Origin of the sequence: Micromonospora sp. RL09-050-HVF-A, assembly GCF_019374995.1 — a bacterium.
Lineage (GTDB): Bacteria > Actinomycetota > Actinomycetes > Mycobacteriales > Micromonosporaceae > Micromonospora > Micromonospora antibiotica.
Window position 1 is genome coordinate 1,147,899 of the sequence record NZ_JAGKQP010000002.1, and the last position, 21,328, is coordinate 1,169,226.

General features: G+C 74.4%; 18 protein-coding genes. 4 read left to right on the forward strand and 14 right to left on the reverse strand.

Features of this window, described 5'->3' with window-relative positions:
• Positions 1-13 precede the first annotated feature (13 nt).
• The 6 genes from egtC to J7462_RS05400 form a co-directional block, all read right to left on the reverse strand.
• On the reverse strand, positions 14-784 hold the full coding sequence (egtC, locus tag J7462_RS05375; protein WP_219462331.1) for an ergothioneine biosynthesis protein EgtC: 771 nt from the start codon (positions 782-784) through the stop codon (positions 14-16).
• 16 nt (positions 785-800) lie between these two features.
• The gene (egtB, locus tag J7462_RS05380; protein ID WP_219462333.1) at positions 801-2,138 is read right to left on the reverse strand and encodes an ergothioneine biosynthesis protein EgtB; all 1,338 of its coding nucleotides are present in this window, start codon (positions 2,136-2,138) and stop codon (positions 801-803) included.
• Positions 2,135-3,370: an ergothioneine biosynthesis glutamate--cysteine ligase EgtA gene (egtA, locus tag J7462_RS05385; RefSeq protein WP_219462335.1), complete on the reverse strand. Its 1,236-nt coding sequence runs from the start codon at positions 3,368-3,370 to the stop codon at positions 2,135-2,137. The genes egtB and egtA overlap by 4 nt, the downstream gene beginning before the upstream one ends.
• A 147-nt stretch (positions 3,371-3,517) precedes the next feature.
• A complete protein-coding gene (locus J7462_RS05390) occupies positions 3,518-3,718 on the reverse strand; it encodes a hypothetical protein (RefSeq protein WP_219462337.1) in 201 nt (66 codons plus the stop codon).
• Positions 3,715-4,251, reverse strand: a complete 537-nt coding sequence (locus J7462_RS05395) for a hypothetical protein (protein WP_219462339.1) — start codon at positions 4,249-4,251, stop codon at positions 3,715-3,717. The genes J7462_RS05390 and J7462_RS05395 overlap by 4 nt, the downstream gene beginning before the upstream one ends.
• A gap of 16 nt (positions 4,252-4,267) precedes the next feature.
• A complete protein-coding gene (locus J7462_RS05400) occupies positions 4,268-4,891 on the reverse strand; it encodes an RNA polymerase sigma factor (RefSeq protein WP_219462341.1) in 624 nt (207 codons plus the stop codon).
• A 491-nt stretch (positions 4,892-5,382) separates the two neighbouring features.
• On the opposite strand from J7462_RS05400, the gene J7462_RS05405 reads away from it, so the two are divergent.
• Positions 5,383-6,807, forward strand: coding sequence for a serine/threonine-protein kinase (locus tag J7462_RS05405; protein WP_219462343.1), 1,425 nt, complete (start codon positions 5,383-5,385; stop codon positions 6,805-6,807).
• Between the two features lie 116 nt (positions 6,808-6,923).
• Positions 6,924-8,186 (forward strand): nucleotide sugar dehydrogenase, encoded by a 1,263-nt coding sequence (locus J7462_RS05410; protein WP_219462351.1) that lies wholly within the window; start codon positions 6,924-6,926, stop codon positions 8,184-8,186.
• Positions 8,187-8,275: 89 nt separating this feature from the next.
• On the opposite strand, the gene J7462_RS05415 is transcribed toward J7462_RS05410, so the two are convergent.
• The 4 genes from J7462_RS05415 to J7462_RS05430 all read right to left on the reverse strand — a co-directional run bounded on the left by J7462_RS05415 (position 8,276) and on the right by J7462_RS05430 (position 13,692).
• Complete coding sequence (locus J7462_RS05415) at positions 8,276-10,753, reverse strand: ABC transporter permease (protein ID WP_219469997.1); 2,478 nt, start codon at positions 10,751-10,753, stop codon at positions 8,276-8,278.
• Positions 10,754-11,059: 306 nt separating this feature from the next.
• A complete protein-coding gene (locus J7462_RS05420) occupies positions 11,060-11,725 on the reverse strand; it encodes a response regulator transcription factor (protein ID WP_219462358.1) in 666 nt (221 codons plus the stop codon).
• Positions 11,722-12,954 (reverse strand): sensor histidine kinase, encoded by a 1,233-nt coding sequence (locus J7462_RS05425; protein WP_219462360.1) that lies wholly within the window; start codon positions 12,952-12,954, stop codon positions 11,722-11,724. The genes J7462_RS05420 and J7462_RS05425 overlap by 4 nt, the downstream gene beginning before the upstream one ends.
• 57 nt (positions 12,955-13,011) lie before the next feature.
• Positions 13,012-13,692, reverse strand: coding sequence for a DUF305 domain-containing protein (locus J7462_RS05430; protein WP_219462362.1), 681 nt, complete (start codon positions 13,690-13,692; stop codon positions 13,012-13,014).
• Positions 13,693-13,831: 139 nt separating this feature from the next.
• Between J7462_RS05430 and J7462_RS05435 the strand changes: the two genes are divergently transcribed.
• On the forward strand, positions 13,832-15,286 hold the full coding sequence (locus J7462_RS05435) for an LVIVD repeat-containing protein (protein ID WP_219462364.1): 1,455 nt from the start codon (positions 13,832-13,834) through the stop codon (positions 15,284-15,286).
• A 94-nt stretch (positions 15,287-15,380) separates the two neighbouring features.
• Here the strand turns inward: J7462_RS05435 and J7462_RS05440 are convergent, their stop codons facing one another.
• A complete protein-coding gene (locus tag J7462_RS05440) occupies positions 15,381-16,406 on the reverse strand; it encodes a linear amide C-N hydrolase (protein WP_255597590.1) in 1,026 nt (341 codons plus the stop codon).
• A gap of 160 nt (positions 16,407-16,566) precedes the next feature.
• Here J7462_RS05440 and J7462_RS05445 point away from each other — a divergent pair, with 160 nt between their 5' ends.
• Positions 16,567-17,793, forward strand: coding sequence for an SLC13 family permease (locus J7462_RS05445; protein WP_308290766.1), 1,227 nt, complete (start codon positions 16,567-16,569; stop codon positions 17,791-17,793).
• Positions 17,794-17,833: 40 nt separating this feature from the next.
• Here the strand turns inward: J7462_RS05445 and J7462_RS05450 are convergent, their stop codons facing one another.
• The 3 genes from J7462_RS05450 to J7462_RS05455 form a co-directional block, all read right to left on the reverse strand.
• A complete protein-coding gene (locus J7462_RS05450) occupies positions 17,834-18,790 on the reverse strand; it encodes a hypothetical protein (RefSeq protein WP_219462370.1) in 957 nt (318 codons plus the stop codon).
• A gap of 211 nt (positions 18,791-19,001) precedes the next feature.
• Positions 19,002-19,307: a cellulose binding domain-containing protein gene (locus J7462_RS31840; protein ID WP_308290767.1), complete on the reverse strand. Its 306-nt coding sequence runs from the start codon at positions 19,305-19,307 to the stop codon at positions 19,002-19,004.
• A complete protein-coding gene (locus tag J7462_RS05455) occupies positions 19,304-21,238 on the reverse strand; it encodes a glycoside hydrolase family 9 protein (RefSeq protein WP_255597591.1) in 1,935 nt (644 codons plus the stop codon). Before J7462_RS05455 ends, J7462_RS31840 begins: the two co-directional genes overlap by 4 nt.
• Positions 21,239-21,328: the final 90 nt, after the last annotated feature.

Consider the following 21,328-nt stretch of genomic DNA (forward strand, 5'->3'; position numbering starts at 1 on the left):
CTGTTCCGTCAGGTCACTCCAGCTCGCCGACGTGCACCCCGTCCGGTCCCGCCCGGACCCACCGCCGGTCGGGCACCTCCCGCCAGCCGGGCGCGTCGTCCACCGGCTCGGAAGCCAGCAGCGCCGTGCCGTCGTCGGCGCGCACCGACAACGCGTGCCCCCACACGCTCGCCACCACCGACACGCCGTCGGTGAGCAGCAGGTTCAGCCGTGATCCCGGGGCTGCGGCGGCGACCTGCCGGACGGTCGTGGTGACCGCCTCGGCCAGCGACGCGCCGGCCCGCAACCGGTGCCGGACCAGCGCCCACAGCAGCGCCGAGTCGGTCGGCGCGTCGAGGGTGACCAGGTCCCGCACCGGCAGTCCCCCGGCCAGTTCGACGACCGAGTCCGGCCAGCCGCGCACCACCCCGTTGTGGCTGAACAGCCAGCGCCCCTCGGCGAAGGGCGCCGCGGCGCTCTCCTGCACCGGCATGCCGACCGTGGCGGAGCGCACCGCCGCCAGCACCGCGCCGGAGGTGGTCACCCCGGCCAGCTCGGGCAGGGTCGGGTCGGACCAGATCGGGCCGGCCCGGCGGTACCGCACCGGAGCCCCGCCGCGACCGTCGTCCCCGCCCGGCCGGCCGGTGCCGGGATACCAGCCGACACCGAAGCCGTCGACGTTGACCGTGCCGCCGCCACGCATGTCCCGGGGGGCCCAGGACTGCCGCACCAGCGAGTGCGGCGGGTCGTACAGCAGCGACCGCAGGGTCACCGGGGGGCCGAGGTACGCCAGGTGCCGGCACATCAGGCGACACCGCCGGTCACCCGTGGGCCTCCTCGGGCCGGGCGTCACGGGCGCAGCGGAAGCCGCTGAAGATCTGCCGCCGGATCGGGTGGTCCCAGTTGCGGAAGGTGCCCCGGCAGGCCGCCCGGTCGGTGCCGAACGAGCCGCCACGCAGCACCCGGTAGTCGCCGCCGAAGAACACCTCCGAGTATTCCCGGTAGGGGAAGACGGCGAAGCCGGGGTGACCGTGGAAGGGGCTGGCCGTCCACTCCCAGACGTCGCCGATCAGCTGGTGCACACCGAGCGGCGAGGCACCCGCCGGGTAGGCCCCGACCGGCGCCGGCCACAGGTGCCGTTGCCCCAGGTTGGCGTGCTCGGCGGTCGGCTCGTCGTCGCCCCACGGCCAGCGCCGGGACCGGCCGGTCGACGGGTCCCACCGGGCCGCCTTCTCCCACTCCGCCTCGGTGGGCAGCCGCTTGCCGGCCCAGCGGGCGTACGCCTGCGCCTCGTGCCAGCAGACGTGCACCACCGGCTCGTCGTCACGGACCGGTGCCCACCTGCCGAACCGCTGGTAGGCCCAGCCGTCGCCGTCGCGTCGCCAGTGCATCGGCGCGGTCAGGCCGGCCTCGGTGCGGTGCCGCCAGCCGGCCGCGCTCCACCAGCGCGGGTCGTCGTACCCGCCGTCGGCGACGAACTCCCGGTACGCCCCGTTGGTCACCGGCGTGGCGTCGATGACGTACGCGGGCAGCTCGACGGTGTGGGCGGGGCGTTCGTTGTCCAGCGCCCACGGATCGGTGGAGGTGCCCATGGTGAACGGTCCCGCCGGCACCAGCACCTCGGCGGCGACCCGTTCCCGTGGCTCGGGGGGCGGGGGCGCGTCGAGCACCGGTGGGCCGCAACGCAGCTGGTGGGTGGCGAGCATGGTCTCGTCGTGCTGCTGCTCGTGCTGCACGATCATGCCGAAGACGAACCCGTCGGCGACCAGCGCCCGGTCGGTGAACCGGATCCCGTCGAGCAGGTCGTGGACCTTGTCACGGACGGTCGCCACGTAGGCCCGCGCCTCGGCCGGTGGCAGCAGCGGCAACGCGGGCCGGTCCTTGCGGGGCTGCTTGAAGGCGTCGTACAGGTCGTCGATGTCCTGCCGGACCGGCTCCCGCCCGCCGACGTCGCGGACGAGCCAGAGTTCCTCCTGGTTGCCCACGTGGGCGAGGTCCCAGACCAGGGGTGACATCAGCGTCGAGTGCTGACGGACCAGGTCGTCGTCGTCGACGGCGGTGGTGAGCGCGTCGGTGCGGGCCCGGGTCCGGGCGAGTTCGGCGGCGATCCGGCTGCGCAGCGGCTCGGTCCCCGTGCCCGGTTCTTCGGTGGTGGTCACCGGTCCCCCTTCTGTGCGGCGACGATCCGTCGACGGATCCCGCGGTCGATCTCGTGCTGGGTCTCGGTCGGCAGGTCCAGCGCCGGCAGCGTCTGCCGGGCCAGGTCGAGCAGGGCCGCGGCGGCCGTGGCCAGGGCCGGGTCGGCAAGTCCGTGCCGGGCGGCGAGGTGCCAGCGGTCGGCCACCGGTGCGGCGATCGTCCGGGCCGCCCGGACCGTGTGGTCGTCGTGCAGCAGCGCGGTCAGTACGGCCAGCGGGAGGGTCCAGTCCCGGCCGGGCTGGGCGTCGAGGTAGCGGACCTCCAGGTAGCCGCGCGGGCGGACCGGCGGGAAGAGCGTGCTGACGTGGTAGTCCAGGTCGTCGGTGGTCGGCGGGTGCGGCAGCGCCCCGGCGATCCAGTCGGCGAAGGTGATCCCCGGTGGTGGTGTCCAGTCCGGGCCGTCGTGGCGCAGGCAGAGCAGCGGCGCGGCCAGCACGTAGTCGATCCAGGCGGCCACCGGGTCCTGGTCCGGCTGCTGGGCCGACCAGACGGGACCGGTGCGGGCCGGGTCGATGTCCAGCCAGGCGGCCATCCGGGCGGACGCCCAGCCGGTGGGTCGGCCGGCGTGCCGGTCGGCGGTGGCGAAGGCCGCCACCAGTGCCGGCCCCACCGCGTGCACCGCCGCCCAGCGGTCGGCCAGTCCGGCGGGTTCACCGATGTCGAGGCAGATCTGGAGGCCGGCGGTGCTGTACATCATGGTCTGCCCGGCTGGACCACGGCGGTCGAAGACGCAGCGCATGGCGCGGTAGCGCGGGGTGTCGACCACCGGGCTCGGGGCCCGCCACGGGTCGATGCCGGTCCGCCCGAGCACCAGCCCGGCACGGGCGAGCAGCGCGTCGAGTTCGTCGATGTCTGCCTGGGTGGCCGAGACCAGCGCGGCGACCGAGGATCGCGGCGCGGTGGACACCTCCACCTGCCCACCCGGCTCGACGGTCACGGTGCTGCCGTGCCGCAGGGGGTGGGCGGGGCTGGTGTCGTCCAGGGTGGGTGGGCTGTGTGGCCCGAGTGCCGCTCGTAGCCTCGCCCGGTTCAACGGTCGGGCGGGGTCGGCGGCGTCGTGGACGGTCCATTCCAGTTCGACGCCGGTGAGGGTGGGTGGCCCGGTCTTGAAGCAGATCCGGGCGAGGTGGCCGGCGGCACCGGCGATCTCGCCGAGCACGCTCGTGTGGTCCAGCTCCGGCGATGTCACCACGAGACGGCCCCTCTCCGACGCTGGGATCCGGCCGCGCCGACCGGTCGGGAACGGCCGTGGCGGCCGACCCTGTCGTGCCTCCATCCTCTTTCTCCCGGACCGATCTCGCAGACCGGACGGGAAGAAATTTTTGTGAAGCCTTTTCGACTAGTTTTTACGGCCGGGGCCTCCGCCGGGACCGGCGGAGGGCGCCCCCGGTGGGCGTCCCGGGACGAGTTGGCGGCAGTACGCCTCCACCCGGTCCGCCCCGCCTGCGGCGGCCACCACCTCGGCGAAGCCAGGCTTGGTCAGTGCCTTCTCCCGCTGCTCGGGCGACTTGGCCAGGTAGGCCCGGCACTGCCCGGTCACCTTGGCGGTCCCGGCCGGACCGCCGGGGCCGGGGACCGTCCCGGGGGCGGAGGGGCGCCGCCCGGCCCCGAGGGGGGACGTCGCGTCGGGTCCTGCCGGACCGGGCCGGACCGCTGCGGGGTGGGTCGCGCCGACCCGGCGGCGGTGGGGGTGGCGGTGGTGGACGACGGAGCCGGGCCGGGCACCCGCTCGGCGGGCCCGTCCCGGGTGACGGCGGCGAAGGCCACCCCGGCGGTGGCGGTGGCGGCCAGCGCGGCGATCCACGTCACCACGCCGGTGGTCAACCGGCGGCCCCGGCGGGCGACCACGGCGGGGGCGGGAACCCCGGCGGCCCGCGCGGCCCGGAAGGCCACGACCGCCGCCTGCTCGCCGGCGAGTTCACCGGGCCGGGCCGGGGCGGCGGCAGCGGCCAGCAATCGGGCGAGCGGCTCGGCGGTGGCCGGCGGGGCGTCGACACCGGCCTGGTCGAGCAGCCGCTCGGCCTCGGCCCGGTCCACCGTCCGGCCGGCTCGGGCCGACCGGCCGACGTTCATCCAGTCTCCCCTCATGTCAGCCGTCCGCCGGCTCGGCCTGGGACACCTGGGGCGTCGGGCGGGGGCGGGGCGGGGCGACCCGCTCGCCGTCGGACGGCTCGGGTTCATCGCCACGGTCCAGCAACGCGGCCAGCCGGCGCAACCCCCGGTGGGCGGCCGTACGGACCGCACCCGGTCGCCGGCCGAGCACCCGCCCGGCGGTCTCGGCGTCGAGCCCGATCACCGCCCGCAGCAGCACCGCCTCCGCCTCCCGGGGTGGCAGGGTGGCGATCAGCGCGAGCGCGGACTCCGTCCCGATCGTCTCGCCGGCCCGCTCGGCGGTGTCGGCGTCCCCGGCGAGGTCGTTGAGTTCCTGCACCGGCACCGGCAGGGACGGGCGGCGACGTTGACGGCGCAGGTGGTCCATGGCCCGGTTCCGGGCGATGGTCACCGCCCAGGCACGGAACTCGCCGCCGGTGAACCGGGACAGGTCCCGGGAGATCTGCAACCAGGTCTCGGAGGCCACGTCCTCGGCGTCGGGGCCGACGAGCGCGGTGAGGTAGCGCAGCAGACCCGGCTGGAGGTTGCGGTAGAGGATGCGGAACGCCTCCTCGTCACCGGCCTGCGCTGCGACGACCGCTTCGGTCAGGTCACCGGTCACGGCCGCGTCGTTCCCAGCGGGCGACCCGGGCCGGTGGCGGGCGGACGCGTGCCGCAGCCCCGGCCCGCCCAGCGGACCACCTCGCGCACCTTCAGCCCCCCGCTGACCCGATCGCACCTCACGCCGGATGACTTCTCTGCCACCGCCGCGCGGGGTACGGCGTCGGTCTGCGCGCGGTACCGGCGCCGGGGCGGGCCAGAGTGGGCAACATTAGGAGCCGGAGGCGGCGGAGGCAAGCGGACATCGGGCCGGAAAGGGTGAGATAGATCAACTCCCTGGGTGGCGCGTCGCCGTGCCCGCATCGCCGCCGGGGCACCTGGCTCTCGACACCCCGGGTCATCCCATCGGGCGGACGACATCGACGACCCGTCACCGGTGACCATGGGTGGGGTGTCGGTCACCGCTGGTCAGGGGTGACCTCCACCGGGCCGCCTCCCGAAATCCCGGAAGGGATATCGCCGTCTGCCGGACGGGAGGACCCTGGGTACGGTATGGGGGTGTTGTCATCCGAGGTCGTGCTCAGCGGTCGCTACCGCCTGGACGAACGTGTCGCCACCGGCGGCATGGGCGATGTCTGGCGTGCCACCGACCTGGTTCTCGGTCGCCAGGTCGCGGTGAAGGTGCTGCTGCCGGCGCTCGTCTCGGACCCCGATTTCATCGCCCGGTTCCGCTCCGAGGCGCGGATCATGGCCGCGCTGCGCAATCCCGGCATCGTCCAGGTCTTCGACTGCGGTGAGGACCGGCTCGCCGATGGCACCCGGGCCGACTACCTCGTCATGGAGTTCGTCGAGGGCGAGCCGCTGTCGCGCCGGATCGAGTCGGCCGGCCACCTGGACGTGACCGAGACGATGTCGGTCGTGGCCCAGGTCGCCCAGGCCCTGCACGCCGCGCACGCCGGGGGGATCGTGCACCGCGACGTCAAGCCGAGCAACCTGCTGGTGCAGGAGGACGGCACGGTGGTGCTGGTCGACTTCGGCGTCGCCCGCTCCACCAATGTGACCAGTATCACCAGCACGAACGCGGTGCCGGGCACCGCCCTCTACATGGCACCCGAACAGGCGTCCGGTCGGCCGGTCTCGGCCGCCACCGACATCTACGCCCTGGGCGCGGTGGCCCACTGCTGCCTGACCGGGCAGCCGCCGTTCACCGGGGACAACCCGCTCCAGGTGGCCGTACGCCATCTGGACGACGAACCGCCGGAGCTGCCGGCGGACATCCCGGCTCCGGTGCGGGCCCTGGTGGCCCGGGCGTTGGAGAAGGACCCCGCAGACCGCTTCGCCACCGGCGCCGAGATGGCCGCCGCCGCCCGCGCCGCGAGTGGCGACGGCACCGCGACCGCCATGACCGCCCTGGTGACGCCGCCGCTGCGCGACCCGTCCGGGGCGAACACCCCCCGCCTCGTCGGGGCGCAGACGCCCAGGACGGTGGTCGGGGCGGGGTCGGGACGGACCCGTCGGGGCTCGCTGGTCGGCGCGTTGGCCGCGGTACTGGTCGCGTTGACCGCGCTCGGTGCCGCCCTGGGTGCCGCGAAGTCGCTCGACAACGGCGTGCCGAACATCCGCAGCACCGGTCCGGCGGTGGCGCCCACCGAGCAGAGCGAGCTCCCGGCGGTCGTCGAGCAGACCGGCCCCCAGGAGACGGACCGGCCGAACCGGCCGGGCAACCAGACTGCGAAGCCGTCGCCGTCGGCCTCGGTCAGTCCGACGCCGCTGCCGAACGGCTCGTCGCAGTCGCTGCCCACCAAGTCCGCACCACCCAGCGCGCCGGCGACGACGCCCCCTGTCGGACCCACCGCGACGGAGTCGTCGCTCCCTCCGGGGCCCACCGCGCCGGAACCGACGGCCGCCACGACCGACCCGGGCAGCGGCGGTGGTGGCGGCGGGGACGGCGACAGCCCCGCGTCGAACACCAACTGAACGATCCTCTCGTTTGGGCAGGAACGCCCCTAGAGCCCCCAGGAACGCCAAAACGGGCGTAGATCGCTATATCGCCATCTAGGCTCCGTGCAAGGACACGCTTGCAGGGAGCCCGGGTGAACGCAGAGAAACTCGTCGTCATCGGCCAGGGATACGTCGGACTGCCGCTGGCCATGCGCGCCGTCGAAGCCGGACTGGACGTGGTCGGGTTGGACGTCGACGCCGACCGGGTCAAGCGGCTCGCCTCCGGCGAATCCTTCGTCGAGGACATCGGGGCAGACCGGCTCGGCCGCGCCCTCGCCAGTGGCCGGTACCGGCCGAGCACCGAGTACCCGGACGCCGAGGGTTTCGACATCTGCGTGATCACCGTACCCACCCCGTTGCGCGACGGAGCCCCCGACCTGAGCTACGTCGAGCAGGCCGGCACCGCCGTCGGCCCGTACGTCCGGCCCGGCTGCACGGTGGTACTGGAGTCGACCACCTACCCGGGGACCACCGAGGACCTGCTCCGGCCGTTGCTGGAGGCGGCGAGCGGGCTGCGCAGCCCGGGTGACTTCCACCTCGGCTACAGCCCCGAACGGATCGACCCGGGCAACCCCACCTGGCGGCTGGAGAACACCCCGAAGGTGGTGTCCGGGGTGGACGCGGCGTCGCTGGCCCGGGTGGACGGCTTCTACCGGCGGTTGGTCGAACGGACGGTGCCGGTGGACTCCACCCGGGTCGCCGAGCTGACCAAACTGATCGAGAACACCTTCCGCCAGGTCAACATCGCGCTGATCAACGAACTGGCGATGGCCTCCCACCAACTGGGCATCGACGCCTGGCAGGCCATCGAGGCCGCGTCGTCCAAACCGTTCGGGTTCATGCCGTTCCGCCCCGGCCCAGGGGTCGGCGGGCACTGCCTGCCGATCGACCCGTGCTACCTGTCCTGGCAGGTCAAGCGCACCCTGGGCCGACCGTTCCGGTTCATCGAGCTGGCCGACGACATCAACCACCAGATGCCCGAGCACGTGGCCCAGCGGGTGATGGCCGGGTTGAACCGGATCGGCCGGCCGGTCAACGGGGCCCGGTTGCTGCTGCTCGGGCTGGCGTACAAGAAGAACACCGGGGACATGCGCGACTCGCCGGCGGTGGACGTGGCCCGGCGGTTGCAGGCGCTCGGCGCGGACGTACGCGCGGTCGAGCCGTACGCGGAGCCGCAGCACATCCCGGGCGGGGTGCTGGTCGTGGAGCTGACCGCGCGGGAGATCGCCGCAGCCGACGCGGTGGTCCTGGTGACCGACCACGACAGCTTCGACTACGACCTGGTCACCCGGCACGCCCGGTACGTCTTCGACACCCGGGACCGGTGCCGGGGTGACATGGTGGAACGCCTCTGACCGCTGCCCCGGGACGCGCGACGCCCCCGCCCGGGGCGCAGCGGCCCGCCGGCCGGCGACGACGCCGGGGCCGGCGGGCGACTACGGGGTCACTCCGCGCCGAGCGCCTCCACCACCGGACGGGCCAGGGCACGGCGGGCCGGCAGCACCGAGGCGGCCAGCGCGGCGAGCACGGCCACGGCCAGGATCAGCCCGAGCCGCCCCCAGGGCAGCACCAGCGTGAAGCCGCCACCCAGCCGGGCCACGAAGGCCACCGTCCCGGCGCTGACCGCGATGCCCAGCGCGGTGCCGAGCAACGCACCGACCAGGGCGGTCAGCACCGCCTCGACGGCCAGCAGCAGGCGCATCCGTCCCCGGGACAGCCCCACGGCACGCAGCACGGCGTTTTCCCGGCTCCGCTCCACCACCGACAGGCTGAGCGTGTTCGCCACGCCGACCAGGGCGATCACCACGGCCAGGCCGAGCAGCGCGGTGACGAAGGCGAGCAGCATGTCCACCGTGCCGGTGAGCGTCTTCTTGTAGGCGGCCTGGTCCAGCAGGTTCACCGTCGGGTACCGGGCGACCACCGCCCCGATGGCGGCGCGGGCCCGCTCGGCGGACACCCCGTCGGCCGGCTCGACCTCGGCCAGCTGGCCGCGTTCGTCGGGGTAGAGCGCGGTGAAGTCGGCGTCGGCCAGGTCGACCACGTGCCCGGCGGGCACCCCCTGCGACGTCGGGCCGTCGGCGGTGACCACGGCGGCCACCCGGAACGGACGCCCGGCGACGGTGACCGTCGACCCCACCCGCCAGCCCCGGGCGGCGGCCAGCTCCCGGTGCACCAGCACCGTCCCCGGCCCCAGGTCCGCGACGTCCCCGGCGTCGACCGCGTCGAGGGTACGCCGGGCCAGCGCCGGGTGCGCCGACCGCAGCTCGACGCCGTCGACGACCCGGTTACGGTGCTCGTGCACCACCCCCACCTCGGGTCGGGCGGCCAGTTCCCCGGCGAGCGGGGCGGGCAGCCCGACACCGACGCCGGTGACCACGAAGTCGACACCGATGCGAGCGTCGACCGCCCGCTCGACGCCCACCTTGACGCTGCCGGCACCGACCACGAACGCCGAGACCAGGCCGATGCCGATCACCAGGGCGGTGGCGGTCGCCGACACCCGGCGCGGGTTGCGGGCCGCGTTGGCCACGGCGAGCGCGGCGGTGGCCCCGAACACCGGTCGCAACGGCCGGCCGAGCAACCGGACCAGCACCGGCACCAGCAGCGGACCGAACATGACTATCCCGAAGAAGGACAGCACCCCACCCACGGCGACCAGGGCGATCTGCCCGACGGCGGCGGCCCCGGCCAACGCGGCGATGCCGGCGACGCCGACCAGCGCGCCGAGGGTCAGCCGGGCCCGCCCGGCACCCCGGGCCGGCTGCCCGGCGGCGTCGGTGAGGGCGGCCATCGGCGGCACCCGGGTGCCCTGCCAGGCGGGCAGCAGTGCGGACCCGACGGTGACCAGGGTGCCGAGCAGCAGGCTGAGCCCGACCGTCCGGGCGGTCACCGTCAGACCGGCGACGGACAGCGGCAGGTCGAGCCGGGGGGTCAGGGCCGCCGCCCCGGCGGCCAGCCCGACACCGAGCGCCACCCCGAGGGCCGAGCCGGCCAGCCCGAGCACCGCCGCCTCCAGCACGGCGGCCCGGAAGACCTGCCCCCGGCGGGCCCCCACCAGCCGCAGCAGCGCGGTCCGCCGGGTCCGCTGGGCGAGCACGATGGCGAAGGTGTTGGCGATGACGAACCCGGCCACCACCACCGCCACCCCGGCGAAGACGAGCAGCACCAGGCGGAACTGGTCCAGGTCACGCACCCCGTCCTCGACGGCCTCGTCGAGGATGCGCTGCCGCGACTTCACCATGGCGTCCCCACCGACCACGGCGGCCACCCGGCCGGCCAGGGCTGCCCCCGCCGTTTCCGGCGCGGCGGCCACCATGATCCGGTCGTAGCCCGGCCGCCCGCTGACGGCCAGCGCGTCCGCGCCGACCAACCCGACGAACGGGCCGCCGACGTCGCGTGTGGTTCCGGCCACGTCGACGGTGCCGACCAGGGTGTACGGGCGGGCCGGGCCGGTCGCGCCGCCGACGCCGACCGGGCCACCGAGCGTGAACCCCTGCGCGGCGACCGTGGGCGCGTCGAGGACCACCTCGCCGGGCCGGTCGGGCAGCCGTCCGGCGACCACGTCGTAGGAGCGCAACGCGGGCCCGGTGGGGATCGCGGCGAGCAACCCGACGCCGAGCACCGGCCGGCCGTCGACGCCGACCACCCCGACGAGGGCGGTCAGCTCCCCGGCGGCCTCGGCCACCCCGTCGACCGTGCGCACCCGGTCGACCAGGGACGGCGGAAGGGTGGTCCGGTCGGCGTAGACGCCCAGGTCGGTGTGCCGGTCGAAGGCACCGGCCCGCTCGTACGCCCCGGCCTGCATGCCGTCGGTGAGCATCAGCGTGCCGGCGACGAACGCGACCCCGAGCACGATCGCCACCGAGGAGAGCAGCAGGCGCAGGGCGTCGGCGCGCAGCGTACGCAGGGTCAGCCGCCACATCCCGGTCACCGCCGGTCCCGGCCGACGGCCCGGCGCGGCACGGCCCCGGACTCCACGGGCGGACGGCGGGCGGTGGACCCCACGGGCGGGCGGCAGCCGGTGGGGCGACGGCCGGCGACGGTGGGTGGGTGGGGCGCGGGGTGGGCGACGGTGGGCACGGACATGGGCACTCCCGGTCGGCGTGGTGCGGTCCCCTCCGACGCTAGGCAGCGGCCCGCCGCCCGGCGTCCACCCGCCCGCTCGGGCCGACTCCGCCACAGGTCGCCCCGAACCGGGACACCCGTACGCCCCAGGTCGTACCCGGGCTCAGCCGCCCGGGGTGACCAGGCCGCTCTCGTAGGCCAGGACCACCACCTGGACCCGGTCGCGGAGCTGGAGCTTGGCCAGGATCCGGCCGACGTGGGTCTTCACCGTCGCCTCGGCGACGTGCACCCGGGCGGCGATCTCGGCGTTGGCCAGGCCCTGCGCGACCAGCAGCAGGATCTCCCGCTCCCGGTCGGTGAGCTGGGCCAGGCGCGGGTCCTCGGTGGGGGCGGGGCCGAGCCGGTCGGCGAACCGGTCGAGCAGCCGGCGGGTGATCGACGGGGCGACCACCGAGTCGCCCTCGGCGACCACCCGGATGGCCGCCAGCAACTCCTCCGGTGGCACGTTCTTGAGCAGGAACCCGCTGGCCCCGGCGCGCAGCGCGGCGAACGCGTCCGCTTCGGTGTCAAAGGTGGTCAGCACCAGCACCCGGGGCCGGCCGTCGGCGGAGGCGGCACAGATGCGGCGGGTCGCCTCCACCCCGTCCATGGTCGGCATCCGCAGGTCCATCACCACCACGTCGGCCTGGACCCCGGCCAGCACCCGCAACGCGTCCGCCCCGTCGATCGCCTCGCCGACGACCGTCAGGTCAGGCTGGGAGTCCAGCACCATCCGGAAGCCGGCCCGCACCAGCGCCTGGTCGTCCACGATCACCACTCGTACCGTCATGCCGCGATCACCTCCGGGTCCGGGGTCGACGGTAGCGGCAGCCGTACCTCGACCTGCCACCCGCCACCGGTACGGGGTCCGGCGGTGAGCCGGCCGTCGTACACGCCGACCCGCTCGCGCATCCCGACCAGGCCGTGGCCGCCGGAGGGCGCCGGCCGGGTCGGCGGGCGTCCGCGCCCGTCGTCGCTCACCCGGACCACCAGCCCGTCGTCGACGCCCAGCGCGACCGTGGCGTGCGCGCCGACCCCGGCGTGCTTGAGGGCGTTGGTGAGGGCCTCCTGCACCACCCGGTAGACGGTGAGGTCGAGCCCGGGTGGCAGGGTGGCCGGCACCTCCCTGGCAAGGTACTCGACCCGCAGACCGGCGTCGCGGAACCGGCCCACCAGTGCGGGCAGCTCGGCGACGGTGGCGCGGCGGCGTTCCGGTTCGGTGCTCGGGGTGACCGCGCCCGGGCCGGTGGTCGGCTCCGGTGGGCTGGGCTCGCGCAGCACGTCGACCAACCGCCGCATCTCCTCCAGTGCCTGCCGGCCGGTGTCGGCGACCACCTTCACCGCCTGCCGGGCGGTCTCCGGCTCCCGGTCGAACAGCAGGCGGGCCCCGTCGGCCTGCACGATCATCACCGCCATGCTGTGGGCCACCACGTCGTGCAGCTCGCGGGCGATCCGGGCCCGTTCGCCGACCACCGCCGCGCGGGCCTCGGCCTCCCGCTCGCGTTCCAGCGTGGCGGCCCGTTCCTCCAGGCTGAGCACGTAGAGGCGGCGGGTGCGGACGTTCAACGCGGCCAGCCACACCCCGCCGGTGATCAGCCCGAAGTAGATCGCGGGGGCCCACCAGGCAACGTTGGTCTGGGCCTGCGAGGCGGCCAGCAGCACCCCGACGGCGGCGACGGCACCGGCCAGCATGCCGTCGCGCAGCCGGTCGGCGTACTTGACCACGCTGTAGAGGGCGATCAGCACGGCGACGTCGTAGGCCAGCGGACCCCAGCCGGCGACCACCTGGGTCAACGCCAGCCCGGCGACGAGCACCGCGACCAGCGACGGGTGGCCGCGCCGGAACAGCAGGGCCACCGCCATGGCCAGGCCGACCAGCGCGGACGGCCAGCCACCGGGCTGGGCCGACAGGCCGGGTTGGGCTGCCGCCGTGACCAGGGTGAAGAGCACCACCAGCGCGCTGACGCAGACGTCGAAGGCGACGCCGCGCAGCGGGCGACCGAAGAGGGTACGGCTCACGGTGACCGAGCGTAGTGCCCCGTTCGGGGTCGATGCGGGCCCTGGCCCGGCCGGGGCTCAGAGCAGCTCGCGTAGCCGGGTCATCTCCACGGTCTGCTCGGTCGCCACCGCGGTGGCGAACTCGTTGAGTTGCTGGTCGGCTCCGGCGGAGAGCAACTGGGTGGCCATCGTCACCGCGCCCTCGTGGTGGGCGGTCATCAGGCGCACGAAGAGCCGGTCGAAGGCGACGCCCCGGGCGTCGGTGAGCTGCCGGATCGCCTCGGGGGTCTGCATGCCCGGCATCCGGCCGTGCTCGTGGCCGGGTGCCTCGGCGGCCAGGCCACGGGCGTCGAGCCAGCCGCGCAGCAGCCCGACCTCGGGTGCCTGGGCACCCCGGATCCGCGCGGCGATCGCCTTGACCTGGGCGCTGGCGGCCCGGTCGGGGGCCAGCGCGGCCAACTGGAGGGCCTGCTGGTGGTGCGGGATCATCATCCGCACGAACCAGACGTCGAGGGTGTTGTACCGGGGCGTGCCGGGCTCGCGGACCTCCTGTGCGGGCCGGGTCACGGCGGGTTCGCCCGGCCGGCCGGGCACGATCACCGCCGGAGCGTCCGTCGGGAGGGTCGGCGTCGGGGTGGCCGTGCGGCCCTGGGCCGCCGGGGACGGCCGGTCGTCGGGGCGCAGGGCCACCCCGACCGACACCAGGACGGCGGCGGCGACTGTGACGGCGAGCAGGACGCGTCCACGTGGGCCGGTCATGCGACTCCCCCTCCGGTCGAGGTCGACGCGATCGTATCCATTCATCACCGCAGATTGATGTGGCGCGAATCACATCAACTGTCATCACTGGCCGGTAAGGTGTCAGGCACGCATCGTCCCCTTTCGAAGGGTTCCGCCGATGATCAGGTTCCCCCTGCCCCGACCACGGCAGTTGAAGATCGTCAGCGTGGTCGCCGCCGGCCTGCTGGTGGCGAGCGTCGCCACCAGCCCGGCAGGCAACGCCGCACCGGCCACCGCGACGGAGAGCGGGACGCCGGCGGCCCCCGGCCTCGACGTCGACGAGATCTCCAGCAGCCCCAACCTGCGCCAGGTCGCCAACCTGCCCAAGCAGGCGCCGTTCGACACCACCAGCGCGCTCGGCACCGACATGGCCTTCCAGGGCCGGTACGCCTTCGTCGGCAACTACAACGGCTTCGTCGTCTACGACATCGGCCGCCCCAGCGCCCCGAAGATCGTGTCGCAGGTGCTCTGCCCCGGCTCGCAGAACGACATCTCGGTCTACGGCGACCTGCTCTTCCTCTCCACCGACTCGTCCCGCACCGACGACTCGTGCGCCAGCGCGAGCCAACCGGCGACGGTGAAGGAGTCCTGGGAGGGCATCAAGGTCTTCGACATCAGCGACAAGGCCAACCCGCGCTACGTCAAGTCGGTGGAGACCGCCTGCGGCTCACACACCCACACCCTCGTCCCCGGCAAGGACCGCAGGGCCGTCTACCTGTACGTGTCGTCGTACAGCCCCCGGGCCGACTTCCCCGACTGCCAGCCGCCGCACGATTCGATCTCCATCGTGAAGGTCCCGGTGCACAAGCCCACCGAGGCGTCGGTGGTGGCCACCCCGAACCTCTTCCCCGACGGCGGCTACGAGGGCATCCCCGGGCAGACCTCGGCCACCACCGGCTGCCACGACATCACCGCCTACCCGGCCAAGGACCTGGCCGCCGGGGCGTGCATGGGCGACGGCGTCCTGCTCGACATCCGCGACCGGGAGGCACCCCGGGTGATCAACCGGGTGCGGGACACGGCGAACTTCGCGTTCTGGCACTCGGCGACGTTCAACAACGCCGGGACCAAGGTGGTGTTCACCGACGAACTCGGCGGCGGCGGCGCGGCCACCTGCAACGAGATCGTCGGCCCGAACCGGGGCGCGGACGCCGTCTACGACATCACCGGTCGGGGCGACGCCCGCACGATGGTCTTCCGCAGCTACTACAAGATCCCCCGCACCAACGCCGACACCGAGAACTGCGTGGCCCACAACGGCTCGCTGATCCCCGTACTCGGCAAGGACATCATGGTGCAGGCGTGGTACCAGGGCGGGGTCTCGGTCTGGGACTTCACCGACTCGACCCGGCCAAAGGAGATCGGCTTCTGGGAGCGCGGGCCGCTGTCGGACACCCAGCTCACCACCGGCGGCGCCTGGTCGACCTACTACTACAACGGGCACATCTACTCCAGCGACATCCAGAAAGGGCTGGACGTGCTCAAGCTCAACGACTGGCGCACCTGGACGGCCGACCTGGTCCGGATGCCCGAGCTGAACGTGCAGACCCAGGCCGGCTACCTGAGCTGGTAGCCCGACCAACCGACGACGAACGGCCCGGCCCGCTGGGGCCGGGCCGTTCGTGGTGCAGGGACGCCGTGCGTGCAGGGACGCGCGGGTGGCGGGGTCAGCGGATCGGCAACTGGTAACGGCGTTCCGTGCCACCGCCGGCCACGGTGACCAGCCGGACCTCACCGTCACGCAGCCCGTACGTCACCGACCAGCGGGTGTGCCCCTGCCGGACCTGGTCCAGCAGGCGCAGCGCCGCCGTCGGGTCGACCCGGCCGTCGGCCGCGTCCAGCGCCGCCGCGAGGACGCCGTAGCGGCGGTCGCGGCGACGCTGCTGCTCGGGTACGTCGACCACCGGCACGTTGGTCAGCGCCTGCCACCGCCCCTGCCCCCGCTGCACCCGCATCGTCCCGTCGACGAACTCGACCACCGCCGACCGGCCGCCCGCGTCGGCGAGCAGGTAGTGCAGTGGGGGCCCGCCGTCGAAGTCGAGGTTGTGCCGGCCGAACAGCGCCACCGCCTCGTCCACCGTGGCCGCCCGGTCCAGCACCAACCGGAGGATGCGCACCGACCCGACGGTGGGCCGGCCCGGCACCGGCTTCGCGGTGGCGTTGTCGTCGGCGGCCAGCCCGACGGCCAGCCCCCGCTCGTTCATCCCGTCGAAGGGCAGCAACGGCGCGTCGAGCAGCCGGCGGTCCCCGGTCGGGTCCGGGCCCACCCCCAGGTAGGACAGGTCGACCAGGGAGACCGAGGCGTAGCCCTCGGGTGGGTCGGTGCGCAGCACCATCGCCGGGTTGGCGTCCCAGTCGAAGTTGCGGGCGAACAACGGCCGGGCCGGGTCACCGGAGGCGACGAACAACGAGCAGCCGAACGGGCCGGTGTCCGGCCGGGCGTCGGTGCCCACCGTCGGGTCGTAGCCACCGACGTAGGTCATCTCGTAGAGCGGCAGGTCGTCGACCTTGCGCAGGCTGTCCAGCGTACGCCGGGCCTGCTCCGGGTCCTGCCGGGAGGCGACCGGCGGGCTCGCGGACGCCGATGCCGAGGCGGTCCGGTCCGATTCGGTCGGGGTGGCCCGATCCGTCGGGGTGGCCTGGGCACAGCCGGTGGCGACGAGCGACAGGGCCAGTCCGGCCCCCAGCAGCATCCTGCGCATATCTCCTGAACGCTAGGGCAGCCGTGCCGGGATGTCCACCGTGGCGGGAACCGCGCACGTCGATGTCGGGCCCACCGGTACGGGGTCGTCGGGCGGGCAGTTGCGGCCAACCGGCGTCGGAGCAGGGCCGGCTGTGCGAGGATCGTGCGCCGTGACACCTGCCGGCGGGACACCGCCCGTACCGACCCGACGGCACCGCCGTCCGAGGCTGCACCCGCTGGACCGGGTGGCGATCGGGCTGGCCCTGCTGGGCCTCGGCGCGGTGGCCACCGGGCTGCTGCCCCGGGCCGACGCCGCGGCGACCCTGCACCGCATCCTGCCACTGCTGCTCTTCCTCGGCGCGGTCGTGGTGCTCGCCGAGCTGACCGCCGTCGCCGGGGTGTTCGACGTGCTGGCCACCCGGCTGGCGATCGCCGCGCGGGGCAGCTTCGCCGGCCTGTTCCTGCTCTGCGTCGGGTTCGCCTCGCTCACCACCATCGCCCTCAACCTGGACACCACCGCGGTCCTGCTCACCCCCGTGATGATCGCGCTGGCCCGCCGGCTGGGCACCGCCCCGGGGCCGCTGGCGATGACCACGGTCTGGTTGGCCAACACCGCCAGCCTGCTGTTGCCGGTGTCGAACCTGACCAACCTGCTCGCCGCCGACCGGATCGCGCTGACCCCGGCGGCGTACGCGGCCCGGATGGCGTTGCCGCAGGTCGCGGCGATCGGGGTGACCATGGCGGGGTTGTGGCTGTGGTACTGGCGGCGGGGGCGGCGCGACGCCGACCGGTTCACCCCTCCCCCACCGCACCGGCCGGCGGACCGGCTGCTGTTCGGCACGGCGGTCGCCGGCTGTCTGCTGCTCGTCGCCGGCATCCTGGCCGGGGTGGAGATCGGGGTGGCCGCCGCCGTCGCCGCCGGGCTGGTGGTGGTCGGCTTCGCGGTCCGGTCCCGGCGGACCCTGCGCCCGGCGCTGCTGCCCTGGCGGCTGCTGGTCTTCGTGACCGGCCTGTTCCTGGTGGTGCAGACCCTCGGCCGGCACGGGCTGGACGACCTGGTCTCCGTGCTGCTCGGGGACGCCGGGGGCACGGTGGGGGCGCTGCGCGCCGGGGGCACCGGGGCGTTACTGGCCAACCTGGTCAACAACCTGCCCGCCTACCTGGCCGGTGAGGCGGTGCTCCCACCCGGAGACGGGACCCGGCTGCTGGCGCTGTTGATCGGCACCAACGTCGGCCCGCTGGCGGTGCCGTGGGCGTCGCTGGCGACCCTGCTGTGGTTCGAGCGTTGCCGCGCCGCCGGGGTGACCGTGCCGCTGGGCCGGTTCGTGGCGACCAGCGCGGTGGTCGCGGTGCTCGGCACCGTCGCCGCGGTGCTCGCCCTGCTGGTCGTCGGCTGACCCGGCGGCGGTGTCCCGCCCGCGTGGGCACGGTCGGCGTTCAGATCCCCATCTCGGCCTCGTACGCCGAGCGCAGCCGGGCGCGGGCGGCGGGGGCCAGGCAGACGTGCCAGGCGGGACCCTCGTCGATGACGTTCAGCTCACCGGCGGCCTGCCGGGCCAGCAGGATCTCGGCCAGCACGTCCCGCGCGCCGAACCGGGCGTACCAGGCCAGTTCCAGGTCCACCGCCCAGCCGAGGCAGTGGCCGCTGGGCAGCATGGCCGGCTGGCCGAGCCGGCGCAGCCGGTACCGGTGTTCGGCGCTGTGGGCCAGGTTGGTCACCCACAGCGGCGGGGTGCCGGGCGGGGCGGACCGGGCGAACTCCCGGGCCAGGTCGTTGAGGAGCGCGACGACCTCGCGGCGGGTCCGGCGCAACGGCACACCGGCGGTGGGCGGGGCGGTATCCGGCAGCAGCCGGCCCCGGACGGCGCGCACCCCCCGGCCCAGGACGCTTCCCGGTTGTTCCCGGTAGCGGAAGCCGAGCAGACCACGACGGCGCAGCCATTCCAGGTCGATCAGGTCGGGGTGCGTGTCGACCTGCTCGTCGGTCGCCAGGGCCGTCGTGTCCCGCCACCACATCAGGTCGATGCGGGACAGCAGGTAGATCCGGACCAGGGCGGTCAGGTCGGGGCCCGGGGCGGGCCGGTCGGGCTGGTGGCGGGCCAACTCCAGCAGCAGGGTCTCCCGGGCGCCCAGCACCCCCTGCCCGGTGGCGTCGAGCACGTCGGCGATCGCCGGCTCGCGCAGCCGCTGGTCGAGCAGCACCTGACGGGCGGCGGTGCCGGCGGTCCCCGCGAGCGCGCCGACCTCGACCAGCAGCTCGGCGACCGCCTGCCGGTAGGCGTCGAGGTCGGGGGCGGCCGGCCGCACGGGACGGGTCGGGGCGGGCGTCCGCCGGGCCGGGGCGGGCGGGGTGACGCCGGGTTGGGGGCCGGGGCTTCGGCTGGGCACGCGCATGGTCGGTCCTCTCCCGGTGCGACACGGTGCGGATGAACCTGAGGGCACCGTAACCGTGGTGAACCGGTGGAGACCGAGCATTCCTCCCACAGCCCCCGAAGGGCGACACACGGCCGGCGGCGTCGCCCGGTCCCGCACCGGCCGGGGCCCGTACGGGACCGTGACCGGACCGCCCGTCGACGTGCGACGGGCGGCCCGGTGCGGGCGCGGGTCAGCGCAGGGTGCAGGCCGTCCCGTTCACCGCGAACCCGGTCGGGGTCGCGTTGGTGCCGCTGTAGGTGGCGTTGAAGCCGAGGTTGACCGAGCCGTTCGGCGCGACCGCGCCGTTGTAGCTCTCGTTGGTCACCGTGACCTCGCTGCCGCTCTGGCTGAACCGGCCCGACCAGCCCTGGCTGATCTGCTGGTTACCGGTGAACCGGAACGTCAACCGCCACGACGACCAGGCCGCCGCGCTGGTGTTGGCCAACGTGACGCTGCCGGTGAAGCCGGTGCTCCAGCTGTTCGCCGAGTAGGTCACCGCGCACCCGCCGGCCGGCGGCGGCGTGGTGGTCGGCGGCGGCGTGGTGGTCGGCGGGGCGGCGTGGTGGTCGGCGGCGGCGTCACCGTGGGGGTCGGCGTCGGGTCCGGGCCGGTGCCGCTGCCGGCCTGCTCGGCCGCCCAGTGCACCAGCCAGGCCAGCGCCGCGTTCCAGTTGATCGCCACCTCGTTGACCGAGTACGCGCCGATGTCGTCGATGAAGCACTTCTGCGGCTTGCAGCCACCGAGCTGGGCCTGCACGACCGGGTCCTGCAACTCGCTGTTCGGGCCGCCGGAGAGCGAGCCGGGCGGCGCGGTGGGCAGCGAGCCGTCGTTCTGGTTGGCCCAGAACCGGTGGTGCAGGTTGCGCACCGGCTTGTCCCCGTACCCGGCCACGTAGGACTGGTTGAGCGGGTTGCGGCCGAGCAGGTAGTCGTAGGCGGCGAAGGCGCCGTTGCGGTACCGCGTCGTGCGGGTCAGGTCGTAGGCCAGGGCGAGCACATTGGCGTTGTTGGCGACCGCGCCGTTGGAACCCCAGTAGTACGTGCCGTTGCCGCTGCCCGGGGCCGGGTAGCCCTGGTTGGCGATCTGGGCGAGCATCCGGTCGGCGAAACCGACGATCGCCGACCGGATCGCGCTCACGTCGCCGCTGGCCAGGCCGGTCGGCACCAGCACGAGGGTGGTGTCACCCAGCCCGGCCGTCCAGCTCCAGTCGTACGCGCCCCGGGTGAAGCCCGCTCCCCGGGCGTGTGGGGAGCTGCTCAGGTCGTTGCGGTAGCCCGTCGAGCCGGTGGTGGCGTACAGCTCGGCAGCCGCCCAGTAGAACTCGTCGGTGACGGTGTTGTCCTCGTACGCGCCGCCGCCGGTGTTGTCGGTGGCGGGGGCGAGCCGGTTCGGGTTGGCCTTCGCCGCGGCGTACGCCTTCTCGGCGGCGGCCAGGGCCCGGGAGGCGAAGGAGGCGTCGAACGGCTTCCACAGCCGGGACGCCTGGGCCGCCACCGCCGCCATGTTGAGGGTGGCGGCGGTGCTCACCGGGGAGAGCAGCCGGGGCTCGCTGTCCAGCTCCGGACGGGTGGGCAGCGCGGTCCAGTTCTGGTCGTGGATCTTGTGGTGCACCATGCCGGCGTTGGTCCGGCCGTCCGGCACCTGCATCTTGAGCAGGAACTCCAACTCCCAGCGGGACTCGTCGAGCACGTCCGGCACCCCGTTGGACCGCTCGGGGATGGCCAGCGTGCCGTCGGCGACGGCGGACTTGTCGGCCCCGTTCACGTACAGCGTGCGCTCGTAGATGTTCTGCAGCTGCCAGGTGGACAGGCCGCCGTTGACCACGTACTTGCCCTGGTCACCGGCGTCGTACCAGCCACCGCGCACGTCCAGGGTGTAACCGCAGGAGGTGCGGCACGGCACGTTGTTGTCCCCCCGGTTGGGGGCGACGTTGACGTGCCCGGCCGGGCGGGCGTAGCGGGAACCGACGTACTGGGCGTCGATCGGGGTGCCGCTGCGCTGGTGGTAGAAGAACGCCAGCGAGTCACCGCGCAGCCGGCGCACCGGGTCGGCCGAGATGTCGAAGGGGTAGCTGTTGCTCCCGCCCACCGACAGCACGTAGCCGGTGCCCGGGGTGTCGTAGGCCGAGAAGTCCGCGATGTGCACCGGGTCGCCGGAGAGCGCGTCGGTGCCCCGTACCGTGGTCTGCCCGGAGGCGACCGTGGCGCCGCCGGCGTTGCGCAGCGTCCAGCCGAGCGGGGAGTTCGCGGAGTTCACGACGGTGGCCTGCTTGGGCAGCCCCGGCACGTAGGCGACCTGGTTGACCTTGACCGGTGAGCCGGGGTCGGGGGCGGCGGAGGCGAGCTGCGGCACAGCCGCGAGCCCGCCGAGGGCGAGCAGGGCGGCAGCCGCGAGCGCGACCGGACGCCGTCGGACATGGTGGGGCATGGGGCCTCTTCCGGTGGGGATGGCAGTGACACCCGACCGGACCGGCGCAGCAGTGACCCGCCGGGCGGTCGGATGGACCGTCGACGGGAG